Source organism: Streptomyces sp. Isolate_45, assembly GCF_024721315.2.
GTDB lineage: Bacteria > Actinomycetota > Actinomycetes > Streptomycetales > Streptomycetaceae > Streptomyces.
Genome location: NZ_JANFAK020000025.1, coordinates 1 through 15,934, shown reverse-complemented (window position 1 = coordinate 15,934; position 15,934 = coordinate 1). Strand labels below are relative to the sequence as shown.

Here is a 15,934-nt window from a genome sequence, read left to right as displayed (position 1 = left end):
TACGTCGATCAGATGCGGGCGAGGACCTGCGTCAGCAGCGTGCCCATGCGGGCAGCCGAGTCGCGGCCGGCCTGGAGGACCTCTTCGTGGTTCAGCGGCTCGCCGGACAGGCCGGCGGCCAGGTTGGTGACCAGGGAGATGCCGAGCACCTCGGCGCCGGCCTCACGGGCGGCGATGGCCTCCAGCACGGTGGACATGCCGACCAGGTCGGCGCCCATCACGCGGATCATGTTGATCTCGGCCGGGGTCTCGTAGTGCGGGCCGGGGAACTGGACGTAGACGCCCTCTTCGAGGCTCGCGTCGATCTCCTTGCACATCGCGCGCAGGCGCGGCGAGTACAGGTCGGTGAGGTCGACGAAGTTCGCGCCGACGATCGGCGAGGTGGCCGTCAGGTTGAGGTGGTCGCTGATCAGGACGGGCTGGCCGGGCTTCATGCCCTCGCGCAGGCCGCCGCAGCCGTTGGTCAGGACGATGGTCTTGCAGCCGGCGGCCACCGCGGTGCGCACGCCGTGGGCGACGGCGGCGACGCCGCGGCCCTCGTAGTAGTGGGTCCGGCCGAGGAAGACCAGGGCGCGCTTCTCGCCGATCTTGTACGAGCGGATCTTGCCGCCGTGGCCCTCGACCGCGGCGGGCGGGAAGCCGGGCAGCTCGGTGACGAGGAACTCGGCCTCGGGGGCGCCCAGGGCCTCTGCGGCGGGGGCCCAGCCGGAGCCCATGACGAGGGCGACATCGTGGGAATCGACGCCGGTCAGCTCGCGCAGGCGGGTGGCGGCGGCGTCGGCGGCGGCGAAGGGGTCGGTAACAGATGCGTTCACGCGGACGAGCGTAACCGCTCTCGGCCTACGCGCGTAGATGGCGCAGCTCACGGTGTTCGGATCGTTGCCTTGTCGTTTCCACCGAATCGTCCCGGGGCCGGTCGGGACCGGGTCGAGACCGGGCCGGGATCCGGTCCGGGTTCAGCAGGGGCGCTTGCGGAGTTCCATCGCGTAGTCGTGCGGGGCGCCCGCGGCTTCGGCGGCGTCGGCGATCTCGCCCAGGTAGCGCGCCGAGGGCAGTCCGCCCTCGTACCCGTTGAGGACGTACACCCAGGCGGCCTCCTCGCCGTCGAGCGTGTGCACGCGCACCCGCATCCGACGGTAGATGTCCATCCCGACGCCCTCCCAGCGGTCCATGGAGTCCTCGTCCAGGGGAGCGATGTCGTAGAGGGCGACGAAGACCTGGTGGCGGGGGGCTTCGACGATGGTGGCGAGGGCTCCCTCCCACCCCATCTGCTCGCCGCCGAAGGTCAGCCGCCAGTCGTTGATCCAGCCCGTGCCGCGCAGCGGCGAATGGGGAGCGCGGCGCGTCATCAGCCGCGGGTCGAGGTTGCCGGCGTACGCGGCGTAGAGCGACATGTGGTCGAGAGTACGGGAGGGCCGGCCCGCCGCGCGTGCCCGGATGGCGGGACCGGGGGCGAAGCACCGTGGCGCGTGCGGGACAATGGAGCACGGAATGCATCCCCCGGGGAGACCCCCCGGAACACCGGCCGGGGCGGCAGCCGGCCGGGTAGACGTGAGGCGGACTTTTCGTGACCCGGATCGTGATCATCGGCGGCGGACCCGGCGGGTATGAGGCGGCCCTGGTGGGGGCCCAGCTCGGCGCGGAGGTGACCGTCGTCGACTGCGACGGTCTGGGCGGGGCGTCGGTACTCACCGACTGCGTGCCATCGAAGACCCTCATCGCGACCGCCGAGGTCATGACGACCTTCGACTCGTCGTACGAGGAGCTCGGGATCGTCGTCGCGGACGACACCCCGCACATAGAACAGGCCGCGCGCGTCGTCGGCGTCGACCTCGGCAAGGTGAACCGACGCGTCAAGCGCCTCGCGCTCGCCCAGTCCCACGACATCACCGCCTCCGTGACCCGGGCCGGCGCCCGCGTCCTGCGCGGCCGCGGCAAGCTCGGCGGGCCGCAGGGCATCGACGGAACGCGCGACGTCATCGTCACCGCGGCCGACGGCACGGAGACGATCCTCACCGCCGACGCCGTCCTGATCGCCACCGGCGGGCACCCCCGGGAGATCCCGGACGCGATGCCCGACGGCGAGCGGATCCTCAACTGGACCCAGGTCTACGACCTGGAGGAGCTCCCCGAGGAGCTCATCGTGGTCGGCTCCGGCGTCACCGGCGCCGAGTTCGCCGGCGCGTACCAGGCCCTCGGTTCCCGGGTGACCCTGGTGTCCTCCCGCGACCGCGTGCTGCCGGGCGAGGACCCGGACGCGGCCGCCGTCCTGGAGGACGTCTTCCGCCGCCGCGGCATGAACGTCGTCGGCCGCTCGCGCGCCGAGTCCGCCAAGCGGGTCGGCGACCGGGTCGAGGTCACGCTGTCCGACGGGCGCGTCATCACCGGCACGCACTGCCTGATGGCCGTCGGCGCGATCCCGAACACCAAGGACATGAACCTGGAGGAGTCCGGGGTCCGGCTCAAGGAGTCCGGCCACATCTGGACCGACAAGGTCTCCCGCACCTCCTCGCCCGGCGTGTACGCGGCCGGCGACGTCACCGGCATCTTCGCGCTGGCGTCCGTGGCGGCCATGCAGGGCCGGATCGCGATGTACCACTTCCTGGGCGACGCGGTGACCCCGCTCAACCTCAAGACGGTCTCCTCGAACGTCTTCACCGACCCCGAGATCGCCACCGTCGGCTACACCCAGGCCGACGTGGACTCCGGCAGGATCGACGCCCGCGTGGTGAAGCTCCCGCTGCTGCGCAACCCGCGCGCGAAGATGCAGGGCATCCGCGACGGTTTCGTGAAGATGTTCTGCCGCCCGGGCACCGGCATCGTCGTCGGCGGCGTGGTCGTCGCGCCCCGCGCGAGCGAGCTCATCCACCCGATTTCGATCGCCGTCGACAACAACCTGACGGTCGAGCAGATCGCAAACGCGTTCACCGTGTACCCCTCGCTGTCCGGTTCGATCGCCGAGGTCGCCCGCCAGCTGCACACCCGCAAGGCCGCGGGCGAGGCGTAGGAACCGCCAACCACCCCTCCTCACATGGAGGTTGGGGTGGCCGCGGGGCCTCGCCCCGGATTCCCGCCGGACGGGAGAGGCCCCGTCCGGCGGCGTATACCACTTGTCGACCGGTTTTACGGACAACTTCGGTATTCCGGTGCAAGGAGCTGAAAGCAGACGGTCACCCGGGTTACTGTCAGTTTCGTGTTCGCTGCAGAACGTCGCCAATTGATCCTCGAAATGGTGCGGGCCAACGGAGCGGTATCGCTCCGGGAGCTCGCCCGCGTCGTCCAGACCTCCGAAGTGACCGTACGGCGGGACGTGCGGGCGCTGGAGGCAGAAGGACTCCTCGACCGCCGGCACGGCGGTGCGGTATTGCCGGGTGGTTTCACGCGGGAATCCGGCTTTCCGCAGAAATCCCATCTCGCCACGGCGGAGAAGACCGCCATCGCCGATGTCGCGGCCGGACTCGTCGAAGAGGGCGAGGCCATCGTCGTCGGTGCCGGCACCACGACCCAGGAGCTGGCCCGCCGGCTCGCGCGGGTGCCCGGCCTGACCGTGGTCACCAACTCGCTGCTCGTCGCCCAGGCGCTGGCGCATGCCAACCGGGTGGAGGTGGTGATGACCGGCGGAACCCTGCGGGGCTCCAACTACGCCCTCGTGGGCAGTGGCGCGGAACAGTCCCTCCAGGGGCTGCGGGTCTCGCGGGCCTTCCTGTCCGGCAGTGGTCTGACCGCCGAACGCGGGCTGTCCACCTCCAACATGCTCTCCGCGAGCGTGGACCGGGCCCTGGTGCAGGCCGCGGCCGAGGTGGTGGTCCTCGCCGACCACACGAAGCTCGGCACCGACACCATGTTCCAGACCGTGCCGACGGACGTCATGACCCGGCTCGTCACCGACGAGCCGCCGCCGCACGACGACCGGGCGGGCACCGAGCTCCAGGCCCTCGCCGACCAGGGCGTACAGATCACCGTGGCCGGAGCGGCCGTGGCCTCCGGCGGAGGTCCCGGCGGCGGGGCGGGCGGCGACGGGATGCAGGGGCGCCGACCCCGGCGCGACTCCCCGCTCCCCGTCCAGCGGCGCGGCGGGCCCGGCGCGCTCCGGTCGGCCGCGATGGCCGAACCGAGCGAGCGGGCGAGGGTCGCGGACCTGCGCCGACGGTGACCGGACGGGTCGCCCGGACGCCGCCCGGAAGCGGCGGCCGGGCGACCCGTACCGGAACGCCGGCAGGTGCCGACGCCCGGGGCGTTCCGGACCGGAACCGAGTGCCCGGAACGCACCTCCCCGGCCGTCGGACGGCCCCCGACGCACGCCCCCGACGCACGCCCCGGACGCGCGAAGGCCCCGACCGGGCGGACCGGGCGGGGCCTTCGCGTACGGCGTGTCGCGGACGTCAGTCCTTGATCTCGCAGATGGTGGCGCCGGAGGTGACGGACGCGCCGACCTCGGCGCTCAGCCCGACGACGGTGCCGGAGCGGTGCGCGTTCAGCGGCTGCTCCATCTTCATGGCCTCCAGGACGACGACCAGGTCTCCCTCGTTGACCTGCTGGCCCTCCTCGACAGCCACCTTGACGATGGTGCCCTGCATCGGGGAGGCGAGGGTGTCACCGGAGGCGGCCGGCCCGGACTTCTTCGCCGCGCGGCGCTTGGGCTTGGCCCCGCCCGCGGCGGCCGTGCGCGCCAGGGTCATGCCCAGCGAGGACGGGAGGGAGACCTCCAGGCGCTTGCCGCCGACCTCGACGACGACCGTCTCGCGGCCGGGCTCGTCCTCGGTGTCCTCGGCGGCGGGAGCGGCGAAGGCCTTGATGTCGTTGACGAACTCGGTCTCGATCCACCGGGTGTGGACCGTGAACGGGTTGCCGCCCTCGGGGGCGAACGCCGGGTCGACGACCACCGCGCGGTGGAAGGGGATGGCCGTGGCCATGCCCTCGACGTTGAACTCGGCGAGCGCGCGGGCGGCGCGCTGGAGGGCCTGCTCACGGGTGGCACCGGTGACGATGAGCTTGGCCAGGAGGGAGTCCCAGGCCGGGCCGATCACCGAACCGGTCTCGACGCCGGCGTCGAGACGGACACCGGGGCCGGACGGCGCGTCGAACTTCGTGACGGTGCCCGGCGCGGGGAGGAAACCGCGGCCCGGGTCCTCGCCGTTGATGCGGAACTCGAAGGAGTGGCCGCGCAGGACGGGGTCCCCGTAGCCGAGCTCCTCGCCGTCGGCGATCCGGAACATCTCGCGGACCAGGTCGATGCCCGCGACCTCTTCGGTGACGGGGTGCTCGACCTGGAGGCGGGTGTTGACCTCCAGGAACGAGATCAGGCCGTCGGCGGAGACGAGGAACTCGACGGTGCCGGCGCCGACGTAGCCGGCCTCCTTGAGGATGGCCTTCGACGCGGCGTACAGCTCGGCGTTCTGGGCCTCGGAGAGGAACGGCGCCGGGGCCTCCTCCACCAGCTTCTGGTGGCGGCGCTGCAGCGAGCAGTCACGGGTCGAGACGACGACGACGTTGCCGTGCGAGTCGGCGAGGCACTGGGTCTCGACGTGACGCGGCTTGTCGAGGTAGCGCTCGACGAAGCACTCGCCGCGGCCGAAGGCGGCGACGGCCTCGCGGACGGCCGATTCGTAGAGCTCGGGCACCTCTTCGAGGGTGCGGGCGACCTTCAGGCCGCGGCCGCCACCACCGAAGGCCGCCTTGATGGCGATCGGCAGACCGTGCTGCTCGGCGAACGCGACGACCTCGTCGGCCCCCGAGACCGGGTCGGGCGTGCCCGCGACGAGGGGGGCCCCGGCGCGCTGCGCGATGTGACGGGCGGCGACCTTGTCGCCGAGGTCGCGGATGGCCTGCGGCGGCGGCCCGATCCAGGTGAGTCCGGCGTCGATGACGGCCTGCGCGAAGTCGGCGTTCTCCGACAGGAAGCCGTAGCCGGGGTGAATGGCGTCGGCCCCGGAATCGGCGGCGGCCTGCAGGACCTTCGCGATGTCGAGGTAGCTGGCGGCCGGGGTGTCACCGCCCAACGCGAAAGCTTCGTCTGCCGCGCGGACGTGCAGGGCATCCCGGTCCGGATCGGCGTAGACGGCTACGCTCGCGATCCCTGCATCCCGGCATGCCCGAGCAACGCGGACAGCGATTTCGCCACGGTTGGCGATGAGCACCTTGCGCACGATGGCTCCCTCCTTGAAACAAGCTGAGTTTAGGGATAGTCGACACGGCCTTTCGACCCTTTCCCGGAGGTGAGCTTGCCCACACGGAGCGTGATTCGAGGCAGGCTCTAGTCCGAAAACCCTTGTGTCGCCCCAGGTCAGGGAGATCCCAGACTGCACAGTAACCCTGATGGACGGCGAAGGTCTCTGTTCTGCGGGTCAGCCGCCCCCGCTGATTCTTTGTGGAGTCCCTACGAACGGCCTATGCATTCTTTGCGTGAGAGCCGTCACGGAGGGGCTCCGTAACGAAGCCGCCCCGACCCCTTGTCCACAGGTTTACTCGTTAGTAGCCTCCAGGTCGTCGAACACGCTTGTGCCGTGTCGGGGGATGGGGGCGTCGTGCTGCGCAGATTCGTGGCCGGGCTGGCCGCGGTCGTGCTCGCCGCCGAGGCGGCGCTGCTCGTACTCGTCCACCTGGTGCTGGGCCGGACCACCGAGAACCAGTCCATGTCCATCGCGGGCAGCGACCCGGACCTCATGTCCACGGCCACCTACGTGATGGGCGCCGGCATCGGCGCGTTCCTGTTGCTGTGCGCCGTCCTGCTCGCCGTCGCCGCCGTACGGGACCGGTCGCCGGGCCGCGCCGGCCGCGTCCTGCTGATCGTCGCGGCCGTCCTGCACGCGCTGCTCGGCACGCTCGCCGTCGGGTTGGCCGGCTGGCCGGTCTGGGGCGCGCTGATGCTGGTCCTGTGCCTGCTCGTGCTGAGCCTGCTGCTCTACGCCAGGACCGACGGGGACGCCCCCGGCGCCCGGCCGAAGGCGCCCACCGGGCCGGTCGGGGAGTTCAGGCCCACAAGTCCGTGATGGACACGTCCAGTTCGCCCAGCAGGGAGCGCAGCAACGGCAGCGACAGGCCGATGACGTTGCCCGGGTCGCCGTCGATGCCGTCGATGAAGGGTGCCGACAGGCCGTCCAGGGTGAACGCCCCGGCGACGTGCAGCGGTTCCCCGCTGGCCACGTAGGCGGCCACCTCGGCGTCCGTGGGCTCGCCGAAGCGGACCGTGGTGGAGGCGGTCGCCGAGACCTGACGGCCGGTGGCGGTGTCGACCACGCAGTGGCCCGTGCGCAGCACGCCCGACCGGCCCCGCATGGACTTCCAACGGGCGGTGGCCTCCGTCGCGTCGGCCGGCTTGCCGAGCGCCTCGCCGTCCAGTTCCAGCACCGAGTCGCAGCCGATCACCAGGGCGCCCGCGGCCTCCGGGAGGGCAGCCACCACGGCGGCCTTGGCCTCGGCGAGGGCCAGCGCCAGGGCGGCCGGCTCGTCGTGGTCCAGGGTGTCCTCGTCGAAGCCGCTGACGATCACGTGCGGGGCGAGCCCGGCCTGCCGCAGCAGGTTCAGCCGGGCGGGGGAGGCGGAGGCGAGGACCAGCGTGCGCGGGCTCGCGGGCAGTGGGGTTGCGGTCATGGGGGCCATCGTAGGGCGGCCCCGGAGAGCGTCTAGAACGGGGCGACGCCCAGCAGGTAGACGCCCACCACCATCGCGAGGACGAGGACCACGAGCAGCCGCCGGAGCATCGCCTGCGCGTCGCGCATGTCCTTCGGCGGCTCGTCCTTCGGGTCTGACCAGAGCATGGTTCGATCCTGGCGCCGGTACGCCGGTGGCGCCTGAGTACTCGTACTCAGGCGCCACCGTGCGTTCACGTCATCCTCGCCCTGCCCGTCCCGCGGCCGGGGGCGGGACGGGGCTCAGCCTTGGCCGGGCCAGTACGTACGACCCCAGGCGCGGGGCCCCGGCCGCGGCAGGCGGCGGCGGGCCACCCGGCCCGGCGCGGCCCACTCGTCCGGAACCCGGGGCGCGCCCGACGGGGCCGAGGCCAGCGCCGCCGCGCGCGCTTGGACCACCGCCAGTGCGGCGGCCAGCTCCTCGGGGGTCGGATTGCCCTTGACGACCTTGATCACCACAGAGACCTCCTCGGGGGCTTACAGGGGGATGTTGCCGTGCTTCTTCGGGGGCAGGGACTCCCGCTTGGTGCGCAGCTGGCGCAGGCCCTTCACCACGTGCGCGCGGGTCTCGGACGGCATGACCACCGCGTCGACGTAGCCGCGCTCGGCCGCCGTGTAGGGGTTGAGCAGGGCGTCCTCGTACTCGGTGATGAGGCGTGCCCGGGTCTCGTCGGCGGTGCCGGCCTGCTCCGCCTCGGCGATGGCCCGCCGGTGCAGGATGTTCACCGCGCCCTGGGCGCCCATGACGGCGATCTGGGCGGTCGGCCAGGCCAGGTTGAGGTCCGCGCCGAGGTGCTTGGAGCCCATGACGTCGTACGCGCCGCCGAAGGCCTTGCGGGTGATGACGGTGATCAGGGGGACGGTGGCCTCGGCGTAGGCGTAGATGAGCTTCGCGCCGCGCCGGATGATGCCGTTGTACTCCTGGTCGGTGCCGGGCAGGAAGCCAGGAACGTCCACGAACGTCAGCACGGGCACATTGAAAGCGTCGCACGTTCGGACGAATCGCGCAGCCTTCTCGGAGGCGTTGATGTCCAGGCAGCCGGCGAACTGCATCGGCTGGTTCGCGACGATGCCCACCGGGTGTCCCTCGACGCGGCCGAAGCCGGTGAGGATGTTCGGCGCGAACAGCGACTGCGTCTCCAGGAACTCCGCGTCGTCGAGCACGTGCTCGATCACGGTGTGCATGTCGTACGGCTGGTTCGCGCTGTCCGGGATCAGCGTGTCGAGTTCGAGGTCGGTACCGGAGACCTCCGTGTCCGCCTCCTCCGGGAACGCGGGCGGCTCGGAGAGGTTGTTCGACGGCAGGTACGCCAGCAGGGACTTGACGTACTCGATGGCGTCCTTCTCGTCGCCCGCCATGTGGTGGGCGACGCCGGACGTGCTGTTGTGCGTCCGGGCTCCGCCGAGTTCCTCGAAGCCGACGTCCTCGCCGGTGACGGTCTTGATGACGTCCGGGCCGGTGATGAACATGTGCGAGGTCTGATCGACCATCACGGTGAAGTCGGTGATGGCGGGCGAGTACACGGCGCCGCCCGCGCAGGGGCCGACGACCAGGCTGATCTGCGGGATCACGCCGGACGCGTGGACGTTGCGGCGGAAGATCTCGCCGTACATGCCGAGCGCGCTGACGCCCTCCTGGATGCGGGCGCCGCCGGAGTCGTTGATGCCGACGAGCGGACATCCGGTCTTCAGCGCGAAGTCCATGACCTTCATGATCTTCTGGCCGTAGACCTCGCCGAGGGCTCCGCCGAAGACGGTGAAGTCCTGGGAGAACACGGCCACCGGGCGGCCGTCCACCGTGCCGTAGCCGGTGACGACGCCGTCGCCGTAGGGCCGGGTCTTCTCCAGCCCGAAGTTGGTGGACCGGTGCCGGGCGAACTCGTCGAGCTCTACGAAGGACCCCTCGTCCAGCAGCAGTGCCACCCGCTCGCGTGCCGTCAGCTTGCCCTTGGCGTGCTGCTTCTCCACGGCGCGTTCGGAACCTGCGTGGGTGGCTTCCTCGACTCGGCGCCGCAGATCCGCGAGCTTGCCCGCGGTCGTGTGGATGTCGATCGGCTCTGAGGGTTGGGACATCGGGGTCGCGGCTCCCTGTGTGGTGTCAACTGCCTGGTCAATTGATTGACTGCTGCTGGCTACTGGTGCGTAGCGTATCGGCGGGCATGGCGCTCGGCAGTGCGGCGTTTGACACACCTACATTGACTTGCATGACGCCATCAGATGCTCCAACCGGAGCTTCCGCGGGACGCTGGTCGAGCCTGGACCGTCCTCCCCTGAACACCGCAGCCCTGCAGCGCGCCCTCGTGGTCGACGGGGGCCTGTGGACCTCCCTGGAGGTCGTCCCCGCCACCGGGTCGACCAACACCGATCTCGCGGCGCGGGCCGCCTCGCTGCCCGAGGGGGCGGTGCTCGTCGCCGAGGAGCAGACGGCGGGGCGCGGGCGCCTCGACCGCAGCTGGACGGCGCCGGCCCGGTCAGGGCTGTTCTTCTCCGTCCTCCTCAAGCCGGGGCCGGGCGTGCCGGAGGAGCGGTGGGGGTGGCTGACCCTGCTGGCCGGCGTGGCCACCGCGACCGGGCTGTCCCGGGCGGCGGGCGTGGACACCATGCTCAAGTGGCCCAACGACCTGCTGGTCGCCGTGGACGGTGACGAGCGCAAGACCGGCGGCATCCTCGCGGAGCGCGTCGCGGACGGGGTGGTCCTCGGGATCGGCCTCAACGTGACCCTCACGGAGGACGAGCTGCCCGTACCGACGGCCGGTTCGCTCCTGCTGGCCAAGGCGTCGGCGACGGACCGGGACCCGCTGCTGAAGACCGTGCTGCGCTCGCTGGAGCAGTGGTACGGGAACTGGCGCGACGCGGCGGGCGACCCCGGGGCCAGCGGCCTCCAGGAGGCGTACGCGGCGGGCTGCGCGACGCTGGGCAGGCACGTACGGGCGGACCTGCCGGGCGGGCGCACCCTCACCGGAACGGCCGAAGCGGTGGACGCGGACGGGCGGCTGGTGATCCGTACGGTCGAGGGCGAGCGGGAGGCCGTGGGCGCGGGCGACGTGGTGCACCTTCGGTCCGTGCGCTGACCCTGGCCGGGTGGGGGTGGGGGTTGGGGGGCTTGCTCCCGGCTCGCCGGGTCGGAGGGTGCGGCCGGGTTGCCGGGGGCTCCGCCCCCGGGCCCCCGCGCCTCAAGCGCCGGCGGGGCTGGAAGGTCGCCTCAAGCGCCGGCGGGGCTGGAAGGGTCGGTCGGATTTTCCGGGCGGGTCGGCTTTCCCGGTGGGGATGGCCGGGACCTTGAAGTGGAGGAGTGAGCTACGGCACACCTGCCGTATGGTTTAGGCGATCCCGGTCCTCCCGGTGATCACCCGGTTCGGCAGTGCGCACGGAATGGACAGGAGGCGGCCCTTGACCGTCGACGACCCTACGTCCAGCGCGTCCGGGGCCGGCTCCGGGAGCGGCCCGGGGACCCCCATCGGGCGGGACCAGCACACGCCGCACCACGAGGTCGACCACACGGCGCAGCCGACGGCCGATCCGCTGGCCATTCGGCTGGAGCAGCTGATCCTCGGTGCCGAGCGCCGGTACACGCCCTTCCAGGCGGCCCGTAGCGCCGGTGTGTCGATGGAGCTGGCCTCGCGCTTCTGGCGGGCCATGGGCTTCGCGGACATCGGCCAGGCCAAGGCGCTGACGGAGGCCGACGTACTGGCCCTGCGGCGGCTCGCGGGTCTGGTGGAGGCGGGGCTGCTGTCCGAGCCGATGGCGGTGCAGGTGGCCCGGTCCACGGGGCAGACGACCGCCCGACTGGCCGAATGGCAGATCGATTCCTTCCTGGAGGGGCTGACGGAGCCGCCCGAGCCGGGGATGACCCGTACCGAGGTCACGTACCCGCTGGTCGAGCTGCTGCTGCCGGAGCTGGAGGAGTTCCTCGTCTACGTGTGGCGGCGCCAGCTGGCGGCCGCGACGGGGCGGGTCGTGCAGGTCGCGGACGACGAGGAGATGGTCGACCGGCGCCTGGCGGTGGGCTTCGCGGACCTGGTCGGTTTCACCCGGCTGACCCGGCGGCTGGAGGAGGAGGAGCTCGGCGAGCTCGTCGAGGCCTTCGAGACGACGGCGGCCGACCTGGTGGCGGCGCACGGCGGCCGGTTGATCAAGACCCTGGGCGACGAGGTGCTGTACTGCGCCGACGACGCGGCGACCGCCGCGGAGATCGCGCTGCGGCTGATCGAGACGATGGAGGCCGATCCGCAGATGCCCGAGCTGCGGGTCGGGATCGCCTTCGGCACGGTGACGACGCGGATGGGCGACGTCTTCGGGACCACGGTGAACCTCGCGAGCCGGTTGACGTCCATAGCGCCGAAGGACGCGGTCCTGGTCGACGGGGCGATGGCCGAGGAGCTCGGCCGGACCGGCGCGGCGCCGCTCTCGGAGAAGTCGGCGGAGCTGGAGGAGGGCGGCGGCGCCTACCGGTTCGCGCTCCAGCCGATGTGGCAGCGGCCCGTCCGCGGACTGGGCGTCGTGGAGCCCTGGTCGTTGACGCGGAGGAAGCCTAAGATCCCCGGGTAACGTTCGTTAACCGGGAGGGTGGCGTGGCTGTGGACGAGGTCCGGTTCGGGGAGTTCGTCGCGGTGCGGCGCCACGGCGACGGCGGTGCGGTCGCCGAGCTGGTGCTGGACCGCCCCAAGGCGATGAACGCCGTGTCGACGGAGATGGCGCGCTCGATCGGCTCGGCGTGCGCGGCGCTGGCCGCCGACGCCTCCGTACGGGTCGTGGTGCTGTCCTCGACGCACGAGCGGGCCTTCTGCGTCGGCGCCGACCTCAAGGAGCGCAACTCCTTCTCCGACGCCGAGCTGGTGCGGCAGCGGCCGACCACCCGCGGGGCGTACGGGGGCGTACTGGAGCTGCCGATGCCCACCATCGCGGCCGTGCACGGCTTCGCGCTCGGCGGCGGCTTCGAGCTGGCGCTGGCCTGCGACGTGATCGTGGCCGACGGGACGGCCGTGGTCGGCCTCCCCGAGGTGTCCGTGGGCGTGATCCCGGGCGGCGGCGGCACGCAGCTCCTGCCGCGCCGGGTCGGGGCGGCGCGGGCCGCCGAGCTGATCTTCACCGCGCGCCGGGTCGAGGCCGCCGAGGCGCTCTCGCTGGGCCTGGTGGACTCGCTGGCCCCGGAGGGCGAGGACCGCACGGAGGCCCTGGCGCTGGCCGCCCGGATGGCGGCGAACTCCCCGGTCGGGCTGCGCGCGGCCAAGCGGGCCCTGCGGCTGGGGCACGGGATGGACCTCGCGGCGGGGCTGGAGATCGAGGACGCGGCCTGGCGGACGGTCGCCTTCTCGGGGGACCGGGCCGAGGGCGTGGCCGCGTTCAACGAGAAGCGCAAGCCGAACTGGCCCGGGCAGTAGCCGACGGAGCCGAATGCCGCACCGCCCATCACCGAATCGGACAAAACTCCCTAATCTGGAGTGATGGGAGTTGACGGGCGGCTGAGAGCCGTCGTGGGCCTCGCGCAGGCCATGGCGGCCGCCTGTGCGCCGCGGGACAGCGTCCGGGCGGCGGCGCGCGGCGCGCGCCTGGCGATGGACGGCTCCTTCGCCGCGATCTCCGCCTGGGAACGCGAGCGGGGTCGCCTGCGGGTCCTCGTCAACGAGGGGGAGCGGCGGGCCGGGGAGGAGGAGTTCCCCGAGGACGAGTCCTACCCCGTGCACGACTTCCCGGAGATCACCGAGTTTCTCCACGAACGCTGGGTCGGCGGCGGCGGACCCCACGCCTGGGTCGAGAGCGCCGTCGGCGAGCGCCCCGGGCGGCGGGGCGAGGCGCTGCGCCGCCGCGGCCGCGGGACCTGCGTGGTCGCGCCGATCGTGCTCAGCGGCCGGGCCTGGGGGGAGCTCTACGTCGCCCGGGACGAGGGGCTGCCGGACTTCGACGAGGACGACGCGGAGTTCGCGACCGTGCTCGCCGCCGTCGTCGCCGCGGGACTCGCGCAGAACGAACGCCTCGAAGAGGCGCGGCGGCTCGCCTTCACCGACCCCCTCACCGGTCTCGCCAACCGTCGGTCCGTGGACATGCGCCTCGACGAGGCCCTGGAGGAACACCGCCGGACCGGGGTCGTCGTGAGCCTGGTCGTGTGCGACCTCAACGGGCTCAAGAAGGTCAACGACACGCTCGGCCACGCCATGGGCGACCGCCTCCTCGAACGCTTCGGATCGGTCCTCAGCCTGTGCGGCGCGATGCTCGCGGGCACCCTCGTGGCGCGGCTCGGCGGCGACGAGTTCTGCCTCGTCAGCGTCGGACCGTCCGCCGACGAGGTCGTCCGCGTCACCGAGGAGGTGTGCCGGCGGGCCGCCGCGCTCGAACTCGGGGAGGGCGTGGCCTGCGGGGTCGCCTCCACCGGGGACCCCATCGGGCTCGTCAAGTCCTCCCGGCGGCTGTTCCGGCTCGCCGACGCCGCCCAGTACAAGGCCAAGGCGGCCCGCTCGCCGCAGCCCGTCGTCGCGGGTCGCGACACCGCCGTCGTGCGCCTCGCGGACACCGCCGAGCAGGAGGGCCCGGGCGAACGCCGCCGGTTCCGGGGCAGGGGGTGACGGCGGCGCGGGGCGGCGAGGAAGTAAGGGGTGGTCGTGCGGCTCGATCGTGACGATTCTGGGTGGTGACATGAAGGGATTCAGTCCGTAGGGTGCTGAATATGGATATGCACACTGTCGTGGTGGGGACGTCCGGGACCACCGCCGAGGACGTCATCGCCGTCGCCCGCGGCAACGCGCGGGTCGAGCTGTCCGGCGAGGCGCTCGAAGCCCTCGCCCGCGCCCGCGCCATCGTCGACGCGCTGGCCGCCAAGCCCGAGCCCGTCTACGGGGTCTCCACCGGCTTCGGCGCCCTCGCCTCCCGGCACATCAGCCCCGAGCTGCGCGCCCAGCTCCAGCGCAACATCGTCCGCTCGCACGCCGCCGGCATGGGCCCGCGCGTCGAGCGCGAGGTCGTGCGCGCCCTGATGTTCCTGCGGCTGAAGACCGTGGCCTCCGGGCACACCGGCGTCCGCCCCTCCGTCGCGCAGACCATGGCCGACGTACTGAACGCCGGGATCACCCCCGTCGTCCACGAGTACGGCTCCCTCGGCTGCTCCGGCGACCTCGCCCCGCTCTCCCACTGCGCGCTCGCGCTCATGGGCGAGGGCGACGCGGAGGGCCCCGACGGCGTCGTCCGCCCGGCGGGCGAGTTGCTCGCCGAGGCCGGCATCGAGCCCGTCGAGCTCCGCGAGAAGGAGGGCCTCGCCCTCCTCAACGGCACCGACGGCATGCTCGGCATGCTGATCATGGCCCTCGCCGACCTGGGCACGCTGTACACCTCCGCCGACATCACCGCCGCCCTCACCCTGGAGGCGCTGCTCGGTACGGAGAAGGTCCTCCAGCCCGAGCTGCACGCCATCCGCCCGCACCCCGGCCAGGGCGCTTCGGCCGCCAACATGGCCGCCGTGCTGAAGGGCTCCGGGCTGACCGGGCACTTCCAGGAGGAGTCCGCCCCGCGCGTCCAGGACGCCTACTCGGTGCGCTGCGCCCCGCAGGTCGCCGGCGCCGGCCGGGACACCATGGCGCACGCCGCGACGGTCGCCTCCCGCGAGTTGGCCGCCGCCGTCGACAACCCGGTGGTCCTGCCCGACGGGCGCGTGGAGTCCAACGGCAACTTCCACGGCGCCCCCGTCGCGTACGTGCTGGACTTCCTGGCCATCGCCGCGGCCGACCTCGGCTCGATCGCCGAGCGCCGCACCGACCGCCTCCTCGACAAGAACCGCAGCCACGGCCTGCCGCCGTTCCTCGCGGACGACGCCGGCGTCGACTCCGGCCTGATGATCGCCCAGTACACCCAGGCGGCCCTGGTCAGCGAGATGAAGCGGCTCGCGGTTCCGGCCTCCGCCGACTCGATCCCCTCCTCCGCCATGCAGGAGGACCACGTCTCCATGGGCTGGTCGGCGGCGCGCAAGCTGCGCACGGCGATCGACAACCTGACCCGGATCATCGCGATCGAGCTCTACGCGGCCACCCGGGCCATCGAGCTCCGCCACGGCCTGACCCCGGCGCCGGCCAGCAGGGCCGCCATCGGGGCGGCGCGCGCGGCGGGCGTGCAGGGTCCCGGGCCGGATCGTTTCCTCGCCCCCGACCTGGCCGCCGCCGACGCGTTCGTCCGCGCGGGCGGGCTCGTCGCCGCGGTGGAGCCGGTGACGGGCCCCCTCGCCTGACGGGCGGCGCACCCGACGCGGAAGGGGGGGGGGGGGGGGGGGGGGGGGGGGGGGGGGGGGGGGGGGGGGGGGGGGGGGGGGGGGGGGGGGGGGGGGG

General features: G+C 72.6%; 15 protein-coding genes. 8 read left to right on the top strand and 7 right to left on the bottom strand.

The window, feature by feature from the left end; genetic code table 11:
• Nucleotides 1-8: 8 nt before the first annotated feature.
• Together NOD94_RS11060 and NOD94_RS11055 are read right to left on the bottom strand one after the other, a co-directional pair.
• Nucleotides 9-815: a purine-nucleoside phosphorylase gene (locus NOD94_RS11060; protein ID WP_281205643.1), complete on the bottom strand. Its 807-nt coding sequence runs from the start codon at nucleotides 813-815 to the stop codon at nucleotides 9-11.
• 141 nt (nucleotides 816-956) lie between these two features.
• Complete coding sequence (locus tag NOD94_RS11055) at nucleotides 957-1,394, bottom strand: gamma-glutamylcyclotransferase (protein ID WP_281205642.1); 438 nt, start codon at nucleotides 1,392-1,394, stop codon at nucleotides 957-959.
• A gap of 173 nt (nucleotides 1,395-1,567) precedes the next feature.
• On the opposite strand from NOD94_RS11055, the gene NOD94_RS11050 reads away from it, so the two are divergent.
• The gene (locus NOD94_RS11050) at nucleotides 1,568-3,007 is read left to right on the top strand and encodes an NAD(P)H-quinone dehydrogenase (protein WP_281205641.1); all 1,440 of its coding nucleotides are present in this window, start codon (nucleotides 1,568-1,570) and stop codon (nucleotides 3,005-3,007) included.
• 186 nt (nucleotides 3,008-3,193) lie between these two features.
• Nucleotides 3,194-4,153 (top strand): DeoR/GlpR family DNA-binding transcription regulator, encoded by a 960-nt coding sequence (locus NOD94_RS11045; RefSeq protein WP_281205640.1) that lies wholly within the window; start codon nucleotides 3,194-3,196, stop codon nucleotides 4,151-4,153.
• A 229-nt stretch (nucleotides 4,154-4,382) separates the two neighbouring features.
• On the opposite strand, the gene NOD94_RS11040 is transcribed toward NOD94_RS11045, so the two are convergent.
• Nucleotides 4,383-6,146: a biotin carboxylase N-terminal domain-containing protein gene (locus NOD94_RS11040; protein ID WP_281205639.1), complete on the bottom strand. Its 1,764-nt coding sequence runs from the start codon at nucleotides 6,144-6,146 to the stop codon at nucleotides 4,383-4,385.
• A 357-nt stretch (nucleotides 6,147-6,503) separates the two neighbouring features.
• Between NOD94_RS11040 and NOD94_RS11035 the strand changes: the two genes are divergently transcribed.
• Nucleotides 6,504-6,989, top strand: a complete 486-nt coding sequence (locus NOD94_RS11035) for a hypothetical protein (protein ID WP_281205638.1) — start codon at nucleotides 6,504-6,506, stop codon at nucleotides 6,987-6,989.
• Here the strand turns inward: NOD94_RS11035 and NOD94_RS11030 are convergent.
• The 4 genes from NOD94_RS11030 to NOD94_RS11015 form a co-directional block, all read right to left on the bottom strand.
• A complete protein-coding gene (locus NOD94_RS11030; protein ID WP_281205637.1) occupies nucleotides 6,970-7,590 on the bottom strand; it encodes a nucleoside triphosphate pyrophosphatase in 621 nt (206 codons plus the stop codon). The genes NOD94_RS11035 and NOD94_RS11030 overlap by 20 nt on opposite strands.
• 32 nt (nucleotides 7,591-7,622) lie before the next feature.
• The gene (locus NOD94_RS11025) at nucleotides 7,623-7,757 is read right to left on the bottom strand and encodes a hypothetical protein (RefSeq protein ID WP_281205636.1); all 135 of its coding nucleotides are present in this window, start codon (nucleotides 7,755-7,757) and stop codon (nucleotides 7,623-7,625) included.
• A 114-nt stretch (nucleotides 7,758-7,871) separates the two neighbouring features.
• On the bottom strand, nucleotides 7,872-8,084 hold the full coding sequence (locus NOD94_RS11020) for an acyl-CoA carboxylase epsilon subunit (protein ID WP_281205696.1): 213 nt from the start codon (nucleotides 8,082-8,084) through the stop codon (nucleotides 7,872-7,874).
• Between the two features lie 21 nt (nucleotides 8,085-8,105).
• Nucleotides 8,106-9,701 (bottom strand): acyl-CoA carboxylase subunit beta, encoded by a 1,596-nt coding sequence (locus NOD94_RS11015; protein WP_281205635.1) that lies wholly within the window; start codon nucleotides 9,699-9,701, stop codon nucleotides 8,106-8,108.
• A 131-nt stretch (nucleotides 9,702-9,832) separates the two neighbouring features.
• Between NOD94_RS11015 and NOD94_RS11010 the strand changes: the two genes are divergently transcribed.
• The 5 genes from NOD94_RS11010 to hutH all read left to right on the top strand — a co-directional run bounded on the left by NOD94_RS11010 (nucleotide 9,833) and on the right by hutH (nucleotide 15,837).
• Nucleotides 9,833-10,699 carry a biotin--[acetyl-CoA-carboxylase] ligase gene (locus tag NOD94_RS11010; protein WP_281205634.1) on the top strand — a complete coding sequence of 289 codons (867 nt, stop codon included), beginning with the start codon at nucleotides 9,833-9,835 and terminating at the stop codon, nucleotides 10,697-10,699.
• 319 nt (nucleotides 10,700-11,018) lie between these two features.
• Entirely contained in the window at nucleotides 11,019-12,176 is a 1,158-nt protein-coding gene (locus NOD94_RS11005; RefSeq protein WP_281205633.1) for an adenylate/guanylate cyclase domain-containing protein, read from the top strand.
• Nucleotides 12,177-12,205: 29 nt separating this feature from the next.
• Nucleotides 12,206-13,009: an enoyl-CoA hydratase-related protein gene (locus NOD94_RS11000; protein ID WP_281205695.1), complete on the top strand. Its 804-nt coding sequence runs from the start codon at nucleotides 12,206-12,208 to the stop codon at nucleotides 13,007-13,009.
• A gap of 63 nt (nucleotides 13,010-13,072) precedes the next feature.
• Entirely contained in the window at nucleotides 13,073-14,188 is a 1,116-nt protein-coding gene (locus NOD94_RS10995) for a GGDEF domain-containing protein (RefSeq protein WP_281205632.1), read from the top strand.
• Between the two features lie 107 nt (nucleotides 14,189-14,295).
• Nucleotides 14,296-15,837 carry a histidine ammonia-lyase gene (gene hutH, locus NOD94_RS10990; protein ID WP_281205694.1) on the top strand — a complete coding sequence of 514 codons (1,542 nt, stop codon included), beginning with the start codon at nucleotides 14,296-14,298 and terminating at the stop codon, nucleotides 15,835-15,837.
• Nucleotides 15,838-15,934: the final 97 nt, after the last annotated feature.

Bases quoted from the DNA above. Each gene is read 5' to 3' on its own strand.
- NOD94_RS11055 (WP_281205642.1), bottom strand. From the start codon at position 1,394: ATGTCGCTCTACGCCGCGTACGCCGGCAACCTCGACCCGCGGCTGATG.
- NOD94_RS11030 (WP_281205637.1), bottom strand. From the start codon at position 7,590: ATGACCGCAACCCCACTGCCCGCGAGCCCGCGCACGCTGGTCCTCGCC.
- NOD94_RS11025 (WP_281205636.1), bottom strand. From the start codon at position 7,757: ATGCTCTGGTCAGACCCGAAGGACGAGCCGCCGAAGGACATGCGCGAC.
- NOD94_RS11015 (WP_281205635.1), bottom strand. From the start codon at position 9,701: ATGTCCCAACCCTCAGAGCCGATCGACATCCACACGACCGCGGGCAAG.
- NOD94_RS11010 (WP_281205634.1), top strand. From the start codon at position 9,833: ATGACGCCATCAGATGCTCCAACCGGAGCTTCCGCGGGACGCTGGTCG.
- NOD94_RS10995 (WP_281205632.1), top strand. From the start codon at position 13,073: ATGGGAGTTGACGGGCGGCTGAGAGCCGTCGTGGGCCTCGCGCAGGCC.
- hutH (WP_281205694.1), top strand. From the start codon at position 14,296: ATGCACACTGTCGTGGTGGGGACGTCCGGGACCACCGCCGAGGACGTC.